Genomic DNA, 17,976 nt, shown 5'->3' with positions numbered 1-17,976 from the left:
CCTGTTTTTATGTGATGATCGACAGGATTCCGCTGCTATATTATGCTCAGTGTCTGCGTTTCTTTCTTCCTCTTGCGGCCAGCAGCGCAACGGCCAGCAGGGACGCCGCGAATAGGATCCCGTAAAGGACCAGATCGGAGGAATCTCCGGTCTTCGGCGAACTGACGGAGCTGCGCGGACCTGATGGCGTCGCGGCCGGTGCGGTCGGCGTCGCGGTCGGCGTTACGGTCGGCGTGGCGGTCGGCGTCACGTCCGGTGTGGCGGTCGGCGTTACGGTCGGCGTTACGGTCGGCGTGGCGGTCGGCGTCGCGGTCGGCGTTACGGTCGGCGTGACAGTCGGCTGGTGCGTGTTTGTCACTGTGAAACCGTCCGCGGCACTTCCGACGGTCTCACTCTGATACCCGTCCACAGGATCCTCAGATATCGTGTAGAGGATGGCTCTGCCGTCTGTATAGACATCCAGCTCTTCAAAGGATCCGCTCCAGCTGTCTGCTGCCTTCAGGACCAGAGACTTTCCGGCATCTTTTCCGTCTGCCAGCAGATGAACGGTGACGGAATCCGGACGGAGGCCGTCCTGATCGTCTTTGTCATCCCATTTTTTCGTGACCGTGATCCTGGTCTTGTCGGGCTGGTGGGTGTTGGTGATGCTGGTTCCGTCAACATCCGCGGTGTATCCTTTCACCGGATCTTCGCGGACGATATAGGCGATTTTGCTGCCGTTATCGTTGAACACAGGAAGATCGCCGAAATCATAGGTCCAGTCATTACCGGCTGTTGCCGTGACGGACTTGATTTCCGTTCCGTCAGCCAGCAGACGGACGGTGACGGATTCCGGGCGGAGGCCGTCCTGATTGTTTCCGTCGTCCCATGTCTTGGTTCCGCTGATTCTGATTTTGCTCCGCTCATCCGTGACGGTGATCGTATCCCCGCTGTAGTAGGTTCCGTCCTGTCCCAGCGTATCGGAAATCGTGAAATCAACCGGCGCATTGTTCAGTTCGTAACCGGCCGGTGCGGCTGTTTCCACCAGCGCGTAGCGGCTGTCTTTCCAGAGAACCCATCCGAGCGTGTTCTGGTTGCCGATGATCCGGGCGGTTCCCGTGCTGTCGGTGGTGAACCGGACCGCTTCTCCGTTCTGATCGGTCACCGGGTTCCGGTTGCCGGCCTCGTCATAGCGGTACAGCTGATAGACAGCGCCCGCCAGATTTTTCTGATGATCTTCCGCGCTCACCTTGTGGAGGATGACGAACGGGTTGCTTCCGGTTCCTTCGCCGGAGGAGTCAACCGTTACGGTGTATTCGGTGCTCTTTGTGACGCCCTCCAGCGTCGCGCTGTTGGTGAAGGTCTGGCTGTCCTTCCCGAGCACATAGGCGCTGTAGGTGATCTCCACCCGGGTCCGGTCGGGGATCGAAATCTTCAGGACGGAGTCCGCGCAGGTAAATGAGGTTTCTTCCGAAGGACTGATCTCAAGCGTCTCCTCGAGGAAGCGGAGGTTTTCGGACAGATGGTCGGTCAGCGTCAGCTCGTCCGATCCGGCGAGCAGGTCCGCGGCGTTCGGGTTGACGACAAGATGATAGGTCGCGCGGTAATGGTTGTCCTTTGACGGAGCCGTGACCATCTCCTTGCTGAGCGGGTCATATTCGTAGTGAACCGTCACCTCGTTGGACTGAAGGCCGTTCCATTCCGCGGTATTCTTGAGATCGACGCCTTTGCCGCTTGTGATGCTGGCCTTGTTCAGCGCCTCCAGCGCCTCCCTGTCGCGGACCGTCAGCGTGTACGAGACCGCGTAGACGGACCAGAACGACGTTCCGTTCTTTTTCGGCAGGGAGTGGATATGAAGCGTCATTCCGGCAGCCGTGTTTTCTGCTTCCGCCGAGCCGCCGTTTGTATCGTACTGGCCGTAGACATCACCGCCTGTGATCGTGACGCCGGCATTCTCATCGACTTTAAGGTATTCCGTTGGAAATGCATCCGCCAGATCAAACGAATCCTCTGTCACGTTTTCCAGAAGCAGCCGGTAGCGATAGACCGGATAGACCACTCCGTCCCTCATCTCTGTACTTTGCTCTGCCAGCGATTTTCGGATGGACGAGTGGGCCGGATGGGCCGTCGCTTCGCTATCCTTCGTGATTTTCCCGACCTTTGCGGCCGCTTTATTGGTATGATCATTATACCAGTCGACGCGGTCCTTCTCGTACTTTTCCATCCATCCCTGATGATTGAGAGTCCGGAACGTGATCACGATATCCCTTCCGGATTCGGAAGCGGAAAGCCCCGGTGTCTTGTTCCCGTCCCGGTAGAAGGTCAGCCGGAAGGAAGCCTCTCCGTTCTCCGCGGCGAGACTTTCGTAAGCATAGGTTTCCCCGCCTGTCAGGCCGGATACCTGAAGAGAGCCGTCCTCCAGCGGATCCGTGTAGAGTTCGTTTTCAATCCAGGCATGCGGAAGCGCGTCCGTGACGGTGAGATCCGGATAACCCTTCTTCGGGACATGCACGGTGATCTTCCAGGATGTATTATCCGAGTCAGAGCTGACCACCTCTTTCAGAATGGAAAGCCGCTCCCCCTCTCCGACTCCGATCTCCTTGGATCCGTCTGCGGTGATTTTTCCGTCGGTCACGCGGTTCTTCACTGTGGTATTCGTGATCAGACCGGAAGAATCGACGGTCGTCTGATAGCGGATCTGATAGCTGTATTTTCCGTCCGAATCCGGCACGCGGTAGCTCCATGAGACAGGCGGATCGCCTTCCGTGCTGAGATCCGGCCAGGACACTGTCCGGGTCTCCTCGGAACCGTCCTCCTTCGTGACCAGAATCGTGATCCCGCTGCCGCTGTAGTGCATGATTTCCTGCGACTCCGGATCGATGGTGTCCCTGATCGTCGAGCCGGCGAGTGAAATCTGACGGTTCTGATTGGCGGTCACGGTCCAGGGGATCACTGTGCGGCCTTCGGAATCCTCCGAGGTCTCTCCTGCTTCCTTTGTCAGTGTCCGGTAGCGGATCTGATTTGTGAAGTCCTTCGACGCCTGATCGCCGTCCGGATCCTCCCGGCTTGTGGCCTTTACGGTATTGTTGGTCTCGTCGAAGGTTCCGCGCCCTTCGCCGGAGAGCTTATCGTAATCAACCTTTGCGGTGTAGGTCAGCGTGACGGTTTCGCCGTCTTCCATGGACGGGATGACGACAGTGTAGCCTTTTTCGCTGTTCTCAGGCGAAAGATTCAGATTTCCGTTTCGGTCGGAGATCCCGGATACATTCTTCTGATAGATCAGCGCGGTGCCGGCGATCTCGTCCCTCACCGTGACATTCATATTGTGCCCGGTCGATCGGACTGTCACAGTATAGGTGATCAGACCGTTTCCGGTGTTATAAGATCCTTCCTTTGCCACCGATACGCTGGTCTGCGGCTGATCATATTTGAAATCGTAGGTGATGCCGTCGATCAGCGTAATGGAGTCCGGATTTCCGTCCAGCTTTGCGTTGAACTGCAGACTGAAGCCGACATCGCCCGCGGCCTGAAGCCGGCTGAAGGCGGAGTCGCTCTGGTTCAGATTCACGGTCAGCACGTTCCCGCTGACGCTGTAGGTGTTTCCGCTGACGGTTCCGGTGCCGTTCTCATCGCGGATGGTCACGTCAAAGGTGCCGGACGCTCCGTCCAGCGTGAGCCCGGATGGAATCGTGTATGTCAGAGGCGAGGTGTCGGCCATTTGCTTTCCTTCGCTCTCCTGGAAGGAAAGATTCAGAGTGAAGCTCTGGCCGGGAGTCACCGTATAAGTGCCGTCCTCATTCGGAGTCAGGCTGGTCGCCGCCTTCCTGAGAAAATCAGCAAGATCAGCGGATTCGTTTCCTTTTGCAGGCGCTCTGCGGCTTACGGCCGGTTCCGCGGAACTGACCGCGGGCTCCGACTGAACGGATTCGGATGTCGCCGTGCCGCTTTCGCTGCCTTCGGATTCCGGCTGAACGGCTTCGGACGGCGCGCTGCCGCTCTGGGTGATTTCAGAATCGGACGAATCCTGTCCGCCGCTCTCCGCTTCCGGATCCGTGCTCATGGTTTCCGTTCCGGCCGGAATGGCTTCTGCCGCATCCGAAGACGCCGCGCTGATCAGCCCGGCGCTCTGGAACAGAAACGCCGCGGCCAGAATCATGACCAGAACGGCTCTCCATACTTTTGTCCTTTTTTTCTTCATTTCAATATGCTCTCCTTCCTGTCAGGTCCTGTTTACTTCTTCATTTTTAACATGACTGACAGAAAGTTGGAAGTATATTGAAGCTATAATAACTTTACATAATGTAAATATACAGACAAATCAAATAATTGGATGGATTATGTGGGATAATAACGGATACGCATGATAGGAGAGGATAAAAATCGGAGCGGGGGAAGCACGAAAAAAAGAGAAAAGGAGCTGACGAGAGAACGCCGCCTGTGCTCACTGAGGAGGAAATAAAAGGAACGGCGCTGCCCGATCCGGGAAGCGGAACGAAAAGCGCCGATGAGAGAAAGCCGCCTGTGCTCACTGAGGAAGAAAATTCAGTCTTTCAGTTCGTAAACGGCCGTAACACTGGCTTCAATCTCGGTCACGCCCGGATCGAAGTTCATCGCGCTGTCAGAAGCGGCGGCGAGCTCGTACTGAGCACCGGAGGCATATTCGTAGCGGGCGGACGTATCCTGATAGCCCTCCGTGACCGAGACTACGTCCCCTGGCTTACGTCCGGCGGCATGGGCCAGCACATGCGCCTTTTTGGCGGCGGCAGCCACGGCCTTCGCCAGCGCTTCCTCGTAGCGGTCGTCATAATCGCTGCAGAAGTACTGAACCGAGTCGACGCCGGTGGCGCCGGCACCGGTGGCGGTCCCGATAAGACGGCCGGCCTCGCTGATGTCCAGATCCCTGACGGTGATGCTCACCGTAGCGGTATAGCCGATGAGCTTATTGGAGTCGTTATACTTCGGTCCCAGACTGTAGCTGCTGGTCTGTATGCTCTTCTCTTCCACTCCGCTGCCCTCAATGGCGTCGGTCACAGCGGCGGCGGTCTGGCTGGCCTCAGACTGCACGCTGTCAGCCTGACTGCCCTCTTTCGTCACCTCGAAGGTGATCCGGGCCTTGTCCGGAACAGTGTAGACCGAAGCGGAGGCCTGAACCGTGACCGTTTCCTCCGGATCCCGATCATCATCGGCCCGTACGGCGGCGCCGGTCAGCGCGGTGCAGACGAATGCAGTGAGAAGCAAAGTGGTCAGGTGCATGTTTCTCATACCGTGTCTCCTTGTCCGTGCCTGCTTCGGACAACTGCGCGGACAATCAGAATTTTACAGTCTGAACACAGCGGAAGACAGACACTTTTTCTTATCGTAACATGAAAAGATCGTTTTTGCCAGACTATGAATGTTGTATCGCACAATGTGTAAACAAGAAGGGGGAACAGGAGAAAGAGAAAGATCAGACACGGGATTATGCAGCGAACATAAACGGCACGCCCTCTTCCCGGTTCGGGAATGAAGGCGTGCCGGCTGTATGACAAGGAAAAATGAATCAGACGGATCGCGGATCAGACGGCGCGGACGGCTCATCCGTGACGGCTGATCCTCCGGAGGCCGTCTCCGGAGATGGAAGGTCCTCTTCCTTTTCCGTTTCCGCCGTGCGTTTCGCTTCCGCGAAGAACGCGTGCTCCTGACGGCCGGACTCGGACTCGGCCCGGCGCTCGCGCTCAGCCTCCTCCTGCATGGCTTTGCGGGCAGTCAGATAGGAACGGACTGACACAAAGGCGTAGAACCCGCCGGCCGCGATGAAGACGGCTCCGAAGACGACCGCCACCCAGGGGGCCATCCCGTCCGTTGAACGTGTGGCGCCGGCCTTCAGCAGGTCGATGCCGAGATAGATGATATATACCGATACGACGGCGCTGAGGCCGATCCGGAGATTCGGGTCGCCCTGCCGGCGGTTCTCACTCTGCCCGCCGCTGTTTCGGTTCAAATTGGAAAGCCATGACATCTTGTGATCTCCTGTCGGTCAAAGTGTCGGGAACAGATTCTTAAGCGCCGGATAAAGTGTATGGAAGACCCGGTATTTCTCCTCGTAGCGCCGGACGATGACCGGATCCGGTTTCACGGTATCGGTCACCCGGAGCAGTCTGCGCACGGCGTCCGCCACCGTCGGATAGACGCCGCAGGCCACCGCGGCGAGGATCGCACCGCCGTATCCGGGGCCCTGCTCGGTTTCCGGAACGGTCAGTTCAATGCCGAGAACGTTGGCGAAGATGGTCTTCCAGAGCGGGCTTTTCGCACCGCCTCCGCAGATCATGCTGGTCTTTACGTCGATTCCCAGCGCCCGGGCCGCTTCGAGGGAATCGCGGATGCCGAAGGCGACGCCTTCCAGCACAGCCTGCGTCATGTCCGCCCGCGTCGAATCCATCGTCATGCCGATGAAGCAGCTTCTCGCGGAGGGATCATTGTGGGGCGCCCGCTCGCCCATCAGGTAGGGAAGATAATAGATGTGGTTCGTGCCGAGTGCGTCCGTGCTGATACCGGACTGCTCATTCGCATACTCCTTTGTCTTCAGAATTTCTTCCATCCACCATTTGTTGCAGGAAGCAGCCGACAGCATGCAGCCCATCAGATGCCAGCCGCCGTCGGCGTGGGCGAAGGCGTGCAGCGCGTTCCCGGAATCCACCCGGAAGCTGTCGCTCGAGATGAAGATGGTGCCGGATGTGCCGAGCGAAATGTTGCAGCCGCCCCGGCCGACGACACCGGTGCCGACCGCCGCGGCGGCGTTGTCGCCGGCGCCCGCCGCGACCTTCACGCCGGACGGAATGCCGAGCCGTTCCGCTGCCTCCGGGAGAAGCGTGCCGACGGTCTCATAGCTCTCGAAGAGACGGGGCATGACGGATTCAGAGAGACCGCATACGGACAGCATCTCCTTTGACCAGCGCCGGTTCTTCACATCGAGGAGCAGTGTGCCGGACGCGTCCGAGTAGTCGGTGCAGTGCACACCGGTCAGCCGGTAGTTGATGTAATCCTTCGGCAGCATCACCTTCGCGATTCTCGCGAAGAGCTCCGGCTCGTGGTTCTTCATCCAGAGCAGCTTGGGCGCGGTGAAGCCGGCGAAGGCGATGTTGCCGGTCCATTCGGTCAGCTTTTTCTTTCCGACAGCCTGATTCAGATAGTCGGTTTCCTGCTGGGTGCGGCCGTCGTTCCAGAGGATCGCGGGCCGGAGCACATGATCCTCCTGATCGAGCGCCACGAGTCCGTGCATCTGTCCGCCCGCGCCGATGCCCGCGATCCGGGAACGGTCGACGCCGTCCGTCAGCTCACGGATCCCGTCTTCCACCGCGGCGATCCAGTCCTCCGGATTCTGTTCGGACCATCCGGGATGCGGAAAATAAAGGGGATATTCCCGGCTCACGATCCGGCGGATCGCCCCATCTCCGTCCATCAGCAGCAGCTTGACGGCCGAGGTGCCGAGGTCAATTCCGATAAACAACATGCTGTTTCCTCCTTGGTTGAGAATGCTGTGGCCGGCCGCCCTTCCGGGAGATCCGAAACGCATCGGATCAAATGTCCGGGATCGGCCAGCCTTTTTTCCAGTGCGGCTGTCAGATCCGATCGATGAAAGCCCGGGAGAAATGCCACGCGACCCCCATCATGTTGGCCTTGGTCGGATATTTCCCGAGCCGGATGTAACCGGCCTCCCGTTCGAAGGGACTCCGTCCTGCGACATAGGACCGGAGCGTCTCCATGTAGGGACCCATGTACATCGAGACGCATCCGCCGAGGATGACGTCACAGTCGAATGCCATCCTCAGGTTGATGATGCCAAGCGCCAGATGGCGGAGCAGGTCGTCCCACAGAGCGGCGTACGCTTCGTTACCGCGCTTCAGTTCACTGAAGAACGTCTCGATCGAGATGCCGAGATCCCTTGAGATACGGAAGGCGCTGCAGTACGCCTCCAGACAGCCGTGTCTTCCGCAGTTGCAGAGCGCCCCGTCCGGAACGATGCACATATGTCCGAATTCCGCGCTTCGGCCGTTGGCCCCGCAATACGGTTTCCCGCCGATAAAAATGGCGCCGCCCACGCCGTATTCGAGAAAGAGATAGACGAAATCGTTCTTCTTCTCTTCCGCCGGGAGCCCGCACCACTCGGCTGCTCCGCCGCTGGTACTGTCGTTTTCGGCGAAGACGGGATAAGGAATCGGTTCCTTCAGGGCGGCCAGGTCAATATCCGTCATCTTCAGTGTCGGGGAAAAGACGATGGACCGTCCGTCCTCGCTGAAAATACCGGGGAAAGAGATTCCCACGCCGAGAAGGAGGCTTCTGTCTATGCCATGATCGGAAAGACACCGATCCACCTCGCCGGCGATGAAGCGCCCGATCGCGTTTCCGTCCGTGGAAGAAAAGTCCCATGAGCGGTAATCCAGCTCGTTCTGTTTCAGGTCGGTGAGGAGAAGCCGGATCCGGTCCGACACGACGGAGACTCCGATGGCATACCGGCAGGTCTCGTTGACTGTATACCCGACCGCGGGCCGTCCGCCCGTCGATTTCTGCAGCTCACCGGGCCGGATGAGGCCTGCATTTCCCAGCTCCATGATGTTCTGATGAACGGTCGGAAGGGAATACCCCATGGCGGATGCGATCTGCTGCTTGCTGACCGGCTGGCCGGCGTCATAGATGAAGCGGTACATCCGGTTGCGCGTCAGGCGTCGTCGTTCTGTAATTGTCGGCACTAATTTTTCCATGGCAGCCCAGCAACTTTGATAAAATAGTTTTACATAACTTACTATAGTGAATCTGACAGGAATTGTCAATCGTGCCTGCCTTATTTTCGACGGTTCGTACAAATCAACCTGTGTTACAATACGGAAAGACGAAAGGAATACGGCGATGGCAAAACGGATCACATATCATGAGATGAATGACCGGGACAACATTCTGCGGCTTCGGGAGGTGCTCGATACGCTTCCTCCCTTTGCGAAAGAATATTTCCGCGCGGCGGAGGCGACGACATCCACACGGACGCGGATCGCCTACGCCTATGACGTGCGGGTCTTCTTCCAGTTCCTGAAGGAGCAGAACCCGCTGTACCGCTCGTACGATCTCCGGCAGTTCACCCTCGACGACATGGACCGGGTGACGGCTCAGGATATCGTGGAATACATGCAGTATCTGAAGCTCTACCACACGGACGAGGAGGGAGCGAAGGGGCGCGGGCCGCTGACCAACGGGGAGCGGGGGCTCAAGCGGAAGATGTCGGCGCTCAGGAGCTTCTACACTTTCTTCTACCGGCATGAGATGATCGAGACGAACCCGACGCAGCTGGTCGATATGCCGAAAATTCACGAGAAGGCGATCGTACGTCTCGACGAGGGCGAGGTGGCCGCGCTGCTCGACTATATTGCCCACTGCGGCGAGACGCTGACCGGTCAGGCCGCAGCCTACTACCGGAAGACGAGGGAGAGGGATCTGGCGCTGATCACGCTGCTGCTCGGCACAGGCATCCGGGTTTCGGAGTGCGTCGGCCTTGATATTGAGGACGTGGATTTCAGGGAGAACCGGATCAAGGTGTTCCGCAAGGGCGGCAATGAGGCCTATGTCTATTTCGGGCCGGAGGTGGAGGCCGCCCTGCGGCAGTATCTGCCCGTGAGAGCGAACGTGGTCCCCGTGCCCGGACATGAGCACGCACTCTTCTACTCTACCCAGAGAAAACGGATGAACGTGCGCTCCGTCGAGAATCTGGTGGAGAAATACGCCTCGCAGGTCACGTCGACGAAACGGATCACGCCGCACAAGCTCCGGAGCACCTACGGCACGGCGCTTTACCGCGCAACGGGGGATATCTATCTGGTGGCGGACGTGCTCGGCCACAAGAACGTTGACACAACGAGAAGGCATTACGCGGCGATGGATGATGACCGGAAGCGCCGGGCCGCGACGGCTGTTCATCTCCGTTCGGAGGAATGATCTGCATTTCTGTCTTTTCCTGCGTTTTTTCACTATCCGTCTGAATTACGGCACGATCCATCCGACTTCTCTTCTCTTTGTTGACGGCGGTCCGGCCGTCTGATAATGTTCGGTTCATCGAGAGAACCGGTCCTTTCTTTTTTCAAATCTGTTTCGCGGGACGAGTCCTGATTTCCGCCCTCGTCCCCTCTGAAAACCTCAAAGGGACAACCGCAGATGAGATTTTGTCTTCCGGCTTTGCCGGAGGGCCGGCGTTCTGCGCTCTTTTTCCCGGAGGATGAAGAAAGGAGCTGTGAAAAATGAATACGAACAGACTGGCGGTCGGCGCTGTATCGGTCCTGACCGCTCTTTCACTCAGGCCGGCCGTTCCCGTTTTCGCGGGTCAGTCCTATACGCCCGTCAGGGGAGAGGTGATCTCCTTTGACAAGTATCTTGTCATGGACCGGGAAGCCTTTCCGCCGAATCTGTCCTTCCGCTTCGAAGTTGTACCCGGAACAGCCAGATCGGCTACGGACACCACGACGGCCGTGCTTCCTGGGACGGGCCGCCCGGTCATCGGCGAGGCGGTTTTCTCTGCGGATGATGCCGTGAAGACGCAGGCGGACGCCTCCGATTTCGTATCGCTCGCAAAAGGGGAAGGCTTTGTGAAAAAGCAGGTGTCCGTGGATTTTTCCGGATGCACCTATACGGAGCCCGGTGTGTACCGTTATCTGATCCGTGAGATTCCGTCTGCACCGGGCGTCACATATGACATCAATACGGTCCGGACGGCGGATGTCTACGTGACGGACGAGGGCGAGGGTCTTCAGGTGGCGGCCTGTGTGCTGCACGCGCCGACCGGAGGCGCGGAGGCCCCCGCTCCGAAACGGGGCGCAGCCGGCGGCACGGCGGACGTGTCGGATGCGGGCGGGCGGCTCGGCGACAAAAGCGCCGGGTTCACCAACCGGTACGATACGGACAATCTGACTTTTTCAAAGCATGTGGCCGGTAACCAGGCGGCACGGGATCAGTATTTCCGTTTTACGCTGAAGATGACCGGTGCGCAGCCGGGCACACGTTACCATGTGGATCTTTCGGGCGCGGACCGGAAGAGCGGGCGCACAGACGCGACAAAGCCGGCGTACCGGGATCAGACCAATCCCGAACAGCTGACCGCGGATGAGAAGGGCTGTGTGACACAGGCATTTTATCTTCAGAACGGACAGCGGATCACGGTTGACGGCATCGCGTACGGGACGAAGTACGAGCTCGCTGAGGACGCGGAGGACTACACTCCGAAGGTCGCGAAGGAGACGGAGGACCCGGATCTGACGGTGCGCCGTGACGGTGTATCGGATCTTGCGAGCGGGATCACATCGGATACATCGCTTTCCTTTGTCAACACCCGGGGCGGACTGATCCCGACAGGCCTCTTCCTCGGCATAGGATCCTCGCTGGCCGCTGCTGTTCTGACCGGCGCTGCTCTCCTGCTCCGGTTCTTGCAGCGCCGGAAAAAGGATGAAATCCGCTGACGGTGAGCCGGCCGGGAAGAGACGGAAACGAAACGGAGCATGTGAAGGTCCGGGAAGAAGGCGGCCCCTCGTGCTCATCCTGCGCCGGCTTTTTTCCGCACTGGTGCTCATTGTGTGTTTTCTCTGCTTCCGGCCGGTCCGGATGGAAGGGATGGCGATGCAGCCATCCGTTCGGGACGGTGATCTCTGTCTGTTTCTGCGCGGCGGCAAGGTACGCGCGGGCGACATCATTCTCATGAGAGGAAAAGACGGATCGCTCGGGATCGGGCGTGCCGTGGCCGCCGCCGGCGATCTGACCGGCGGGGACGCGGAGGGACGTTATACCGTCAATGGTCAGGCGCTCTCGGACTGCTGGGCGGAAGCGGTTTCCCTCGACGGCGCGCCGGACTGTGCGGCAGAGGGGAGAATCCGAGATGGCGAGCTGCTGGTCATATCCGGATCCGAAGGAGAAGCACCTGTACTGAGAAAAATATCCGCCGGTGAGACTGCGGGGAGGCTTGTATACCTGCTCCGGAGACGGGGGTTTTAGATGAGACAACGGATGATCACAATGGCGTTCCGGATTCTTGACGATGCGGCGATGCTGGCTCTTCTGCTGGTCTTTCTGCTGTCGGCCTTCAGTGTCTTTGACTCTGTCAGAATCTGGGAGTCGGCCGCACAGCCGGGTCTCAGGCAGGCTCGCTCTGCGAAGGATTCCTCCGTCCCTCCGGCGGAAGCGCTGCCGGGCAGCGTGGGCTGGCTGACCGTGAAGGATACGCAGATCGATTTTCCCGTGATGCAGGGGCCCGACAACCGGACTTATCTGAATCGGGATCCGTATGGCCGTTATTCCCTCGCCGGATCCATCTTTCTTGACGCGGCCAATTCATCCGACTTCTCGGACGGCTACAGTCTGATCTACGGACATCATATGGAGATGGGACGGATGTTCGGCGCGCTTGACCGCTATCGGGCAAAGGACTATTTCAGCGGGCACCGGGACGGAACGCTTACCGCCGGGAATCGGGTTTTCAGGATCCGGTTTTTCGCGGTGGCCGAGGCGGAGGCGGACTGCCGGACGCTGTTTTCGGTGGAGGATACGGATCCTGCGGCCGTGCGGGCCTTTTTTCAGTCCCGTTCGATTTTTACGTTTTCATATGAGCCGAATCTGCCTCTGATCGCTCTGTCCACCTGCGTCAACGCAGGATCATCACGGAGACTGCTGCTTGCCGGAACGCTGATGGAGGAAGGAAAAGCGGCATCGGGCTGAATCGGGCGGAGCGGACACAGCCCGCGCTTTTCGAAAAGGGAGGTGAATCAATGGTTGAAACGCAAGTGACAAAACAATGGCGGAGGTCTTTCCGGCTGATCGGGAGTCTTCTGCTTCTTCTGCTGCTTTCCTCCAGAAGGACGAGGGCGGGCGCTGAGCCTTCCGTCAGGATCCTTATTCCGGTCTGCTCGGATGCGGGCGAAGTCCGGATCAGCGCCGGCCAGGCGGTACGGAAGAAGGACGGCTTCCACCTGACGTACACAGTGCCCGGCACCTATCGCTATACGGTGACGAATCCGTCCTTTCCCGACACGCTGTTCCACGTTCAAGTCTGCGTCGTCAGCGAATCTGACGGACGCCTCGAGGGGACCGTCGTCATTGAACGTGGCAATACGAAGGAGAAAGTGGAGTGCATCCGGTTCGGAGGAAAGAAAAAGACAGATTCTTTGTCCGGCCGGAGAGGCGTGTCCGGAGGGATCCGTTCGGGCGGCGGAGGCATCCGGACCGGGGACCGGTCGGACGCTGTGCTCTGGCTGGGAGCTTTTCTTCTTTCGGCCCTCTGTGCGGTCAGGATGCTGCTTTTTAAGAAAAGAGGTGAAAAAGTATGAGAAAAAGGCATGCAGCCCGTAAGGGTGCGGCAGCTGTGCTGTTTGCCCTCATCTGGGCCGCACAGGTTGTCTGTTCCCTTGCGGCTGTTCCGGAGGGGACGGCTCCGGAAGCCGATTCCGTGCGGGAAGATCAGGCGGCTCCGCCTGAAACGGAAACCGTTTTGTCCGGGGAGGAAGGGACAGCCGAAAACGGAGCGGTTTGTTCGGTTTCGTCAGCACCGTCAGAGAGCGTGGCGGCCCTTCCGGCTTCGTCCGTGTCTTCGGAGAGCGGAACACCTCGTTCAGATGGTGACACGGAGGACGACATCTTCTCTCCGGAGGCGGCCGCGGGCGAAACGGCAGAGAGGTTCGGGGACGGGGATGCAGAATCCGCCGTGAAGCCGGCGGGAACGAACGGCCCCGCCTCCTCCGCGTTTCCCTCTGTACGTCCTGTAGAAGAGGCTCCGGCATCCGGAGACGGAACAGCGGGAACATCGGACTCCGGTATGGAATCGGCCGCAGAGGCTGCGGCCGACGACATGGATCTGCTGATGAATTTCCGGTATGAGATCGATGAGAAGGCGGGTATGCTGACGCTCACGCGCTTTGTCGGATCCGGGACGGAGGTCACGGTACCGGCGGAATATCTTCACGAAGGCCGCCTTTTCAGGGTCCGGCTTTCCGGAAATGTGTTCGAGAGATGCGAGCCGGTCACCGCGATCAGAATCGGGTCCGGGGTGAAGGCAGTGGGAAACTGCGACCGGATGTTCAGCGTCCTTCCCGTCTGCACGGAGCTTGATGTCCGCGGTCTGGACACATCCGAAGCGACGAGCATGAATCAGATGTTCTGCTACTGTCCCAAGCTGAAGCATCTTGATGTTTCCGGGTTCGATACATCCGGGGTGACCGGGATGGAGGGGATGTTCATGTCCGATCGGCAGGTTGACCGGCTGGATGTGAGCGGCTTTGATACGTCAGGCGTGACGTCCTTTGCCGATATGTTCAACGAATGCACGGCCGTGAAGGAGCTGGATGTGAGTCGGTTTGACACTTCGAAAGGAATCAGCTTCAGCGGCATGTTCGCGTCCTGCCGGGAGATCACGGCGCTGGATGTGAGCGGTTTCGACACTTCGGCCGCCACGGATTTCAGCGCGATGTTCACCGATCTCGGCAAGGTGAAGGCGCTGGACGTGAGCCGCTTCAATACCTCCCGCGGCACGTCTTTCCGGCTGATGTTTGCCTACTGTGAGGAGCTGGAGTCACTGGATCTCAGTTCCTTTGTCACATCCGGTGCGAAGGACATGACATATATGTTCTGCGATTCCGGCATGAAGAAGCTGGATCTGCGGAATTTTGACACATCCGCGGTGAACGATATGTCCATGATGTTTTCCGGGAGTCACGTCCGGGAGCTCGACCTGAGCTCCTTCGATACCGGAAACGTGACGCTGATGAAGAGCATGTTCGCGATGTGCTACTCCCTCCGCACGCTTGATCTTTCCTCCTTCTCCGTGGAGAAGGTAAAAGCGATGGACGGCATCTTTGACAAGTGCCGGTTCCAGAAACTGGTGACGCCGAAAGACAGCGTAAACAACCGGATGGGGATTCTGCCGGTTCAGATGTACGACCGGACCGATCAGACGACATGGACGGTTCTTCCCGACCGGCAGAGGACGCTGTACGGGACTGCGGAGGACAATGTGGCCGTTTCCGTTACATGCAGCGGCGGAGCTGTTCCGGAAGGAGTCCGTTTACGCGTACTGGATGAAAGCGGGGAAGTCCTGATTCCCGAATTCCGCTGGGAAGACGGCTGCAGCACATTTCTCGGTCCGGGGACCTATATTGTTCAGATGACCGGCATTCCGGATGGCTATCAGACAAAGGAAAGGGAACGGACCATCACGATCACAGAGCAGAAGGAATCCGACGGAGAGCATTTCTTTGAGGAATCGTTCGCAAAAAGGATCGGAGGCGGGAAGATCTGTCTCAACCGGACCGGATACGGTTACGGGCGTACGCTTCCGCCGGGAAGCGTGACGACTGATTTCGATGAGCTCTATATCGGGGAATCCTACGCGGGGACCGGAGCGCCGCTTCTCGAGGGAAAGGCGCTTGAAGACAAGCTGCGGGCCATGATCTGGTACATGTACTACGACGATCATTCCTTTGCTCTTCGTGATCAGCTTTCCGCCGAGGGTGCGGCGGAGATTCTGCAGACCTGCGTGTGGTATTACACGAACCCGGAGCCGTCTGTGAAACTCAGCGGAACGGCAGGGGAACTGGCCGCCGTCACGGCGGATGAGGTGCCTGACAGCTTTCAGCTGACCTACCAGGTATCCGGCGGGGGGCAGAATCTGATTCTGCTGGACGGTACGTTCCGGAGACGTCTGGTCGGAGGTCACGGTTCTCTGGGAAAGGCGGATGTGAGCTTTCAGCTTATTCCGGACGGACCTTATCTTCTTACGGTCAGGAAAACAGCGGACGGGAGCTGCCGGCTCACAGACCGGTTTTCGTTCGGGCTTCGTCTTGAAGGACTTGCGGCCGGGAGCTCGTATCCGGCGGATGACGGAACGGTGGTGCTCAGGGCCGACGGCAGCGGCTGTGCACAGTCGGACTTCACGCTTACGGCGGGCGGCGCTCTGACGATTCGGAATCTTCCGTCCGGCTGCTCGTACGAGGTGACGGAGCAGACACCGGAAGAATACACGGCCTCCTACGCGATTCGCCCGGAGGACCCGTCGTATGAGATGGAGGGCCGTCAGGGTACGGCCGGAAAAGGTCTTCCGCTTTCAACCGGACCAAAGACGCTGGACGAAAGGAGCGGCAGCACGGAAGTGATTTTCAGCAATCATCTCGATCTTCCGCCCATTCGGGCGGCCAAGACGGATCCGGACGGATTCGGGATCGCAGGTGCGGTGCTGCGGGTTGTGGGACCGGACGGAGAGACAGTGGACACATGGACCACGACGACGCACGCGGAGTACCGGAACGGTTCCAAGACGGGCCGCCGGCTGGCCGATCTTCACAGGGTCTATCTTCCGGTTCCGCTTCGGGAAGGGACATATCGTCTGACGGAGCTGTCTGCGCCGGATGGATACTCAGCCGCACCCGATCTCGTATTCGAAGTGAGCACCCGGAATGGAAGGCTGCTTGTGAACGGGAAGGATCCGGAATCAGAGGAGGCTGTTCTGACCATGGTGGATCGGAAAGACCGGCCTCACAGTCTGACCGTCAGAAAGGAAGTTCGTGGAAATCAGGCATCGAGAAACCGGTACTTTTCGTTCTCGGCTGTGTTTGAAGGACTGACTGCCGGCTCGGCCGTGGCGGTTGATCTCGGAAACGCGGACGAGCAGCTGCCTTTGCAGGAGAAACGGCACAACCCTCTTTCCGTCACGGCGGACGCGGACGGAAAGGCCGCTTCTGTCTTCTTCCTTCAGGGCGGCCAGTCGATCCGCTTTGACGGTCTTCCGGAGGGATGCGCCTATCGGATCACAGAGGAGGCATCCGGCTATCAGGTGACGATTGAAGACTCCTCCGGAGCCGAAACGGATGAAAAAGAACGGACGGATAAGGGGGTGCTGCTTCAGGACACGACTGTCTGCTATACCAATACCCGCGAGGGGATTGTCCCGACGGGCGTGAAGGAAACCTGCTGGCCTGCTCTTCTCCTGCTCTGCTTCGGTGCGGCCGTCGGCGCGCCGATCTGCCGGAGGCACGGCGGGTACGGCTGAACTCCTGACTGAAGCGTATGCTCCGGGATCAGGAACTTGACTGACTCCGGAGCGTTTCAAGAAGCTCCGCGAAGTACGGCGGAAGCGGTGCGGTCCACTCCATGTACTGACCGGTGCGCGGGTGACGGAACCCCAGAACCATGGCATGCAGTGTCTGTCCGTTCAGACGGAAAGAGCAGCGGAACGGTCCGTAAACATCATCTCCAAGCAGAGGATGGCCGATCGAAGCCATATGGACGCGGATCTGGTGAGTCCGGCCTGTCTCGAGGCGAAACTCGCAGCTGGTGTAAGAGCCGAAGCGTTCCAATACGCGATAGTGCGTGACGGCCGGCTTGCCGCCTTCGCGGACCACGGCCATTTTTTTTCGGTCTTTCGGGCTTCGGCCGATCGCACCCGTCACGGTGCCCTCATCGTCAGGCAGATTGCCGATCACCACGCCGCGATAAAGCCGGGTGATGGAATGAACGCGGAGCTGCTCCGCGATGCAGCGGTGTGCCGAGTCCGTCTTGCAGACGACGAGCACACCGCTGGTGTTCATGTCTATGCGATGGACGATACCCGGACGGAGGACACCGTTGATTCCGGAAAGCTCAGAACCGCAGTGAGCCAGCAGCCCGTTTACCAGCGTGCCGCTCCAATGGCCGGGAGCCGGATGGACGGTGAGTCCCTTCGGTTTGTCTACGATCAGAATATCCTCATCTTCATAGAGAATATGGAGTTCCATGGGCTCAGGCCGGATATCCGGCACAACCGGATCAGGGATCAGAAGATGCAGCATCTCTCCTGCTGCCACCGGCCGGCTCGCCTTGATCTTTCGTCCGCCCGAAGTCACCCGGCCGTCAGAGATCAGCTGCTGGATGTAGGAACGGGATAATTCCGGTAGATGTCCGGCCAGATAGCGGTCGGCACGGATCCCTTCCTCCTCTCCGGTCACGGTCAGCATGCGTTCCTGCGGCATA

12 protein-coding genes are annotated in these 17,976 nt (G+C 58.9%); 6 read left to right on the top strand and 6 right to left on the bottom strand.

Annotation, left to right across the window (positions count from 1 at the left end; genetic code table 11):
• Window positions 1-46: 46 nt before the first annotated feature.
• From G4C92_RS00395 to G4C92_RS00375, 5 genes are all read right to left on the bottom strand, one after another.
• Window positions 47-4,177, bottom strand: coding sequence for a Cna B-type domain-containing protein (locus G4C92_RS00395; protein ID WP_274940662.1), 4,131 nt, complete (start codon window positions 4,175-4,177; stop codon window positions 47-49).
• A 344-nt stretch (window positions 4,178-4,521) separates the two neighbouring features.
• The gene (locus G4C92_RS00390; RefSeq protein WP_274940661.1) at window positions 4,522-5,241 is read right to left on the bottom strand and encodes an SIMPL domain-containing protein; all 720 of its coding nucleotides are present in this window, start codon (window positions 5,239-5,241) and stop codon (window positions 4,522-4,524) included.
• Window positions 5,242-5,518: 277 nt separating this feature from the next.
• Window positions 5,519-5,959 (bottom strand): hypothetical protein, encoded by a 441-nt coding sequence (locus G4C92_RS00385; RefSeq protein WP_274940660.1) that lies wholly within the window; start codon window positions 5,957-5,959, stop codon window positions 5,519-5,521.
• 36 nt (window positions 5,960-5,995) lie between these two features.
• Entirely contained in the window at window positions 5,996-7,468 is a 1,473-nt protein-coding gene (gene xylB / locus G4C92_RS00380; RefSeq protein WP_274940659.1) for a xylulokinase, read from the bottom strand.
• A gap of 109 nt (window positions 7,469-7,577) precedes the next feature.
• Entirely contained in the window at window positions 7,578-8,717 is a 1,140-nt protein-coding gene (locus tag G4C92_RS00375; protein WP_274940658.1) for an ROK family transcriptional regulator, read from the bottom strand.
• A gap of 145 nt (window positions 8,718-8,862) precedes the next feature.
• Here G4C92_RS00375 and G4C92_RS00370 point away from each other — a divergent pair, with 145 nt between their 5' ends.
• The 6 genes from G4C92_RS00370 to G4C92_RS00345 all read left to right on the top strand — a co-directional run bounded on the left by G4C92_RS00370 (window position 8,863) and on the right by G4C92_RS00345 (window position 17,017).
• Window positions 8,863-9,939, top strand: a complete 1,077-nt coding sequence (locus G4C92_RS00370; protein WP_274940657.1) for a tyrosine-type recombinase/integrase — start codon at window positions 8,863-8,865, stop codon at window positions 9,937-9,939.
• A 299-nt stretch (window positions 9,940-10,238) separates the two neighbouring features.
• Window positions 10,239-11,450 carry a Spy0128 family protein gene (locus G4C92_RS00365; RefSeq protein WP_274940656.1) on the top strand — a complete coding sequence of 404 codons (1,212 nt, stop codon included), beginning with the start codon at window positions 10,239-10,241 and terminating at the stop codon, window positions 11,448-11,450.
• A complete protein-coding gene (locus tag G4C92_RS00360; RefSeq protein ID WP_330654740.1) occupies window positions 11,437-11,979 on the top strand; it encodes a S26 family signal peptidase in 543 nt (180 codons plus the stop codon). Before G4C92_RS00365 ends, G4C92_RS00360 begins: the two co-directional genes overlap by 14 nt.
• The gene (locus tag G4C92_RS00355; protein WP_274940654.1) at window positions 11,980-12,699 is read left to right on the top strand and encodes a class B sortase; all 720 of its coding nucleotides are present in this window, start codon (window positions 11,980-11,982) and stop codon (window positions 12,697-12,699) included.
• 50 nt (window positions 12,700-12,749) lie between these two features.
• Entirely contained in the window at window positions 12,750-13,307 is a 558-nt protein-coding gene (locus tag G4C92_RS00350; protein WP_274940653.1) for a hypothetical protein, read from the top strand.
• The gene (locus tag G4C92_RS00345) at window positions 13,304-17,017 is read left to right on the top strand and encodes a BspA family leucine-rich repeat surface protein (RefSeq protein ID WP_274940652.1); all 3,714 of its coding nucleotides are present in this window, start codon (window positions 13,304-13,306) and stop codon (window positions 17,015-17,017) included. Before G4C92_RS00350 ends, G4C92_RS00345 begins: the two co-directional genes overlap by 4 nt.
• Window positions 17,018-17,045: 28 nt before the next feature.
• Here G4C92_RS00345 and G4C92_RS00340 read toward each other — a convergent pair whose 3' ends face one another.
• Window positions 17,046-17,975: an RluA family pseudouridine synthase gene (locus G4C92_RS00340; protein ID WP_274940651.1), complete on the bottom strand. Its 930-nt coding sequence runs from the start codon at window positions 17,973-17,975 to the stop codon at window positions 17,046-17,048.
• Between the last annotated feature and the right edge of the window lies 1 nt (window position 17,976).

The organism is Chordicoccus furentiruminis, assembly GCF_019355395.1.
GTDB classification, from domain to species: Bacteria; Bacillota; Clostridia; order Lachnospirales; family Lachnospiraceae; genus Chordicoccus; species Chordicoccus furentiruminis.
This window is presented reverse-complemented; position numbering and strand designations above follow the sequence as displayed.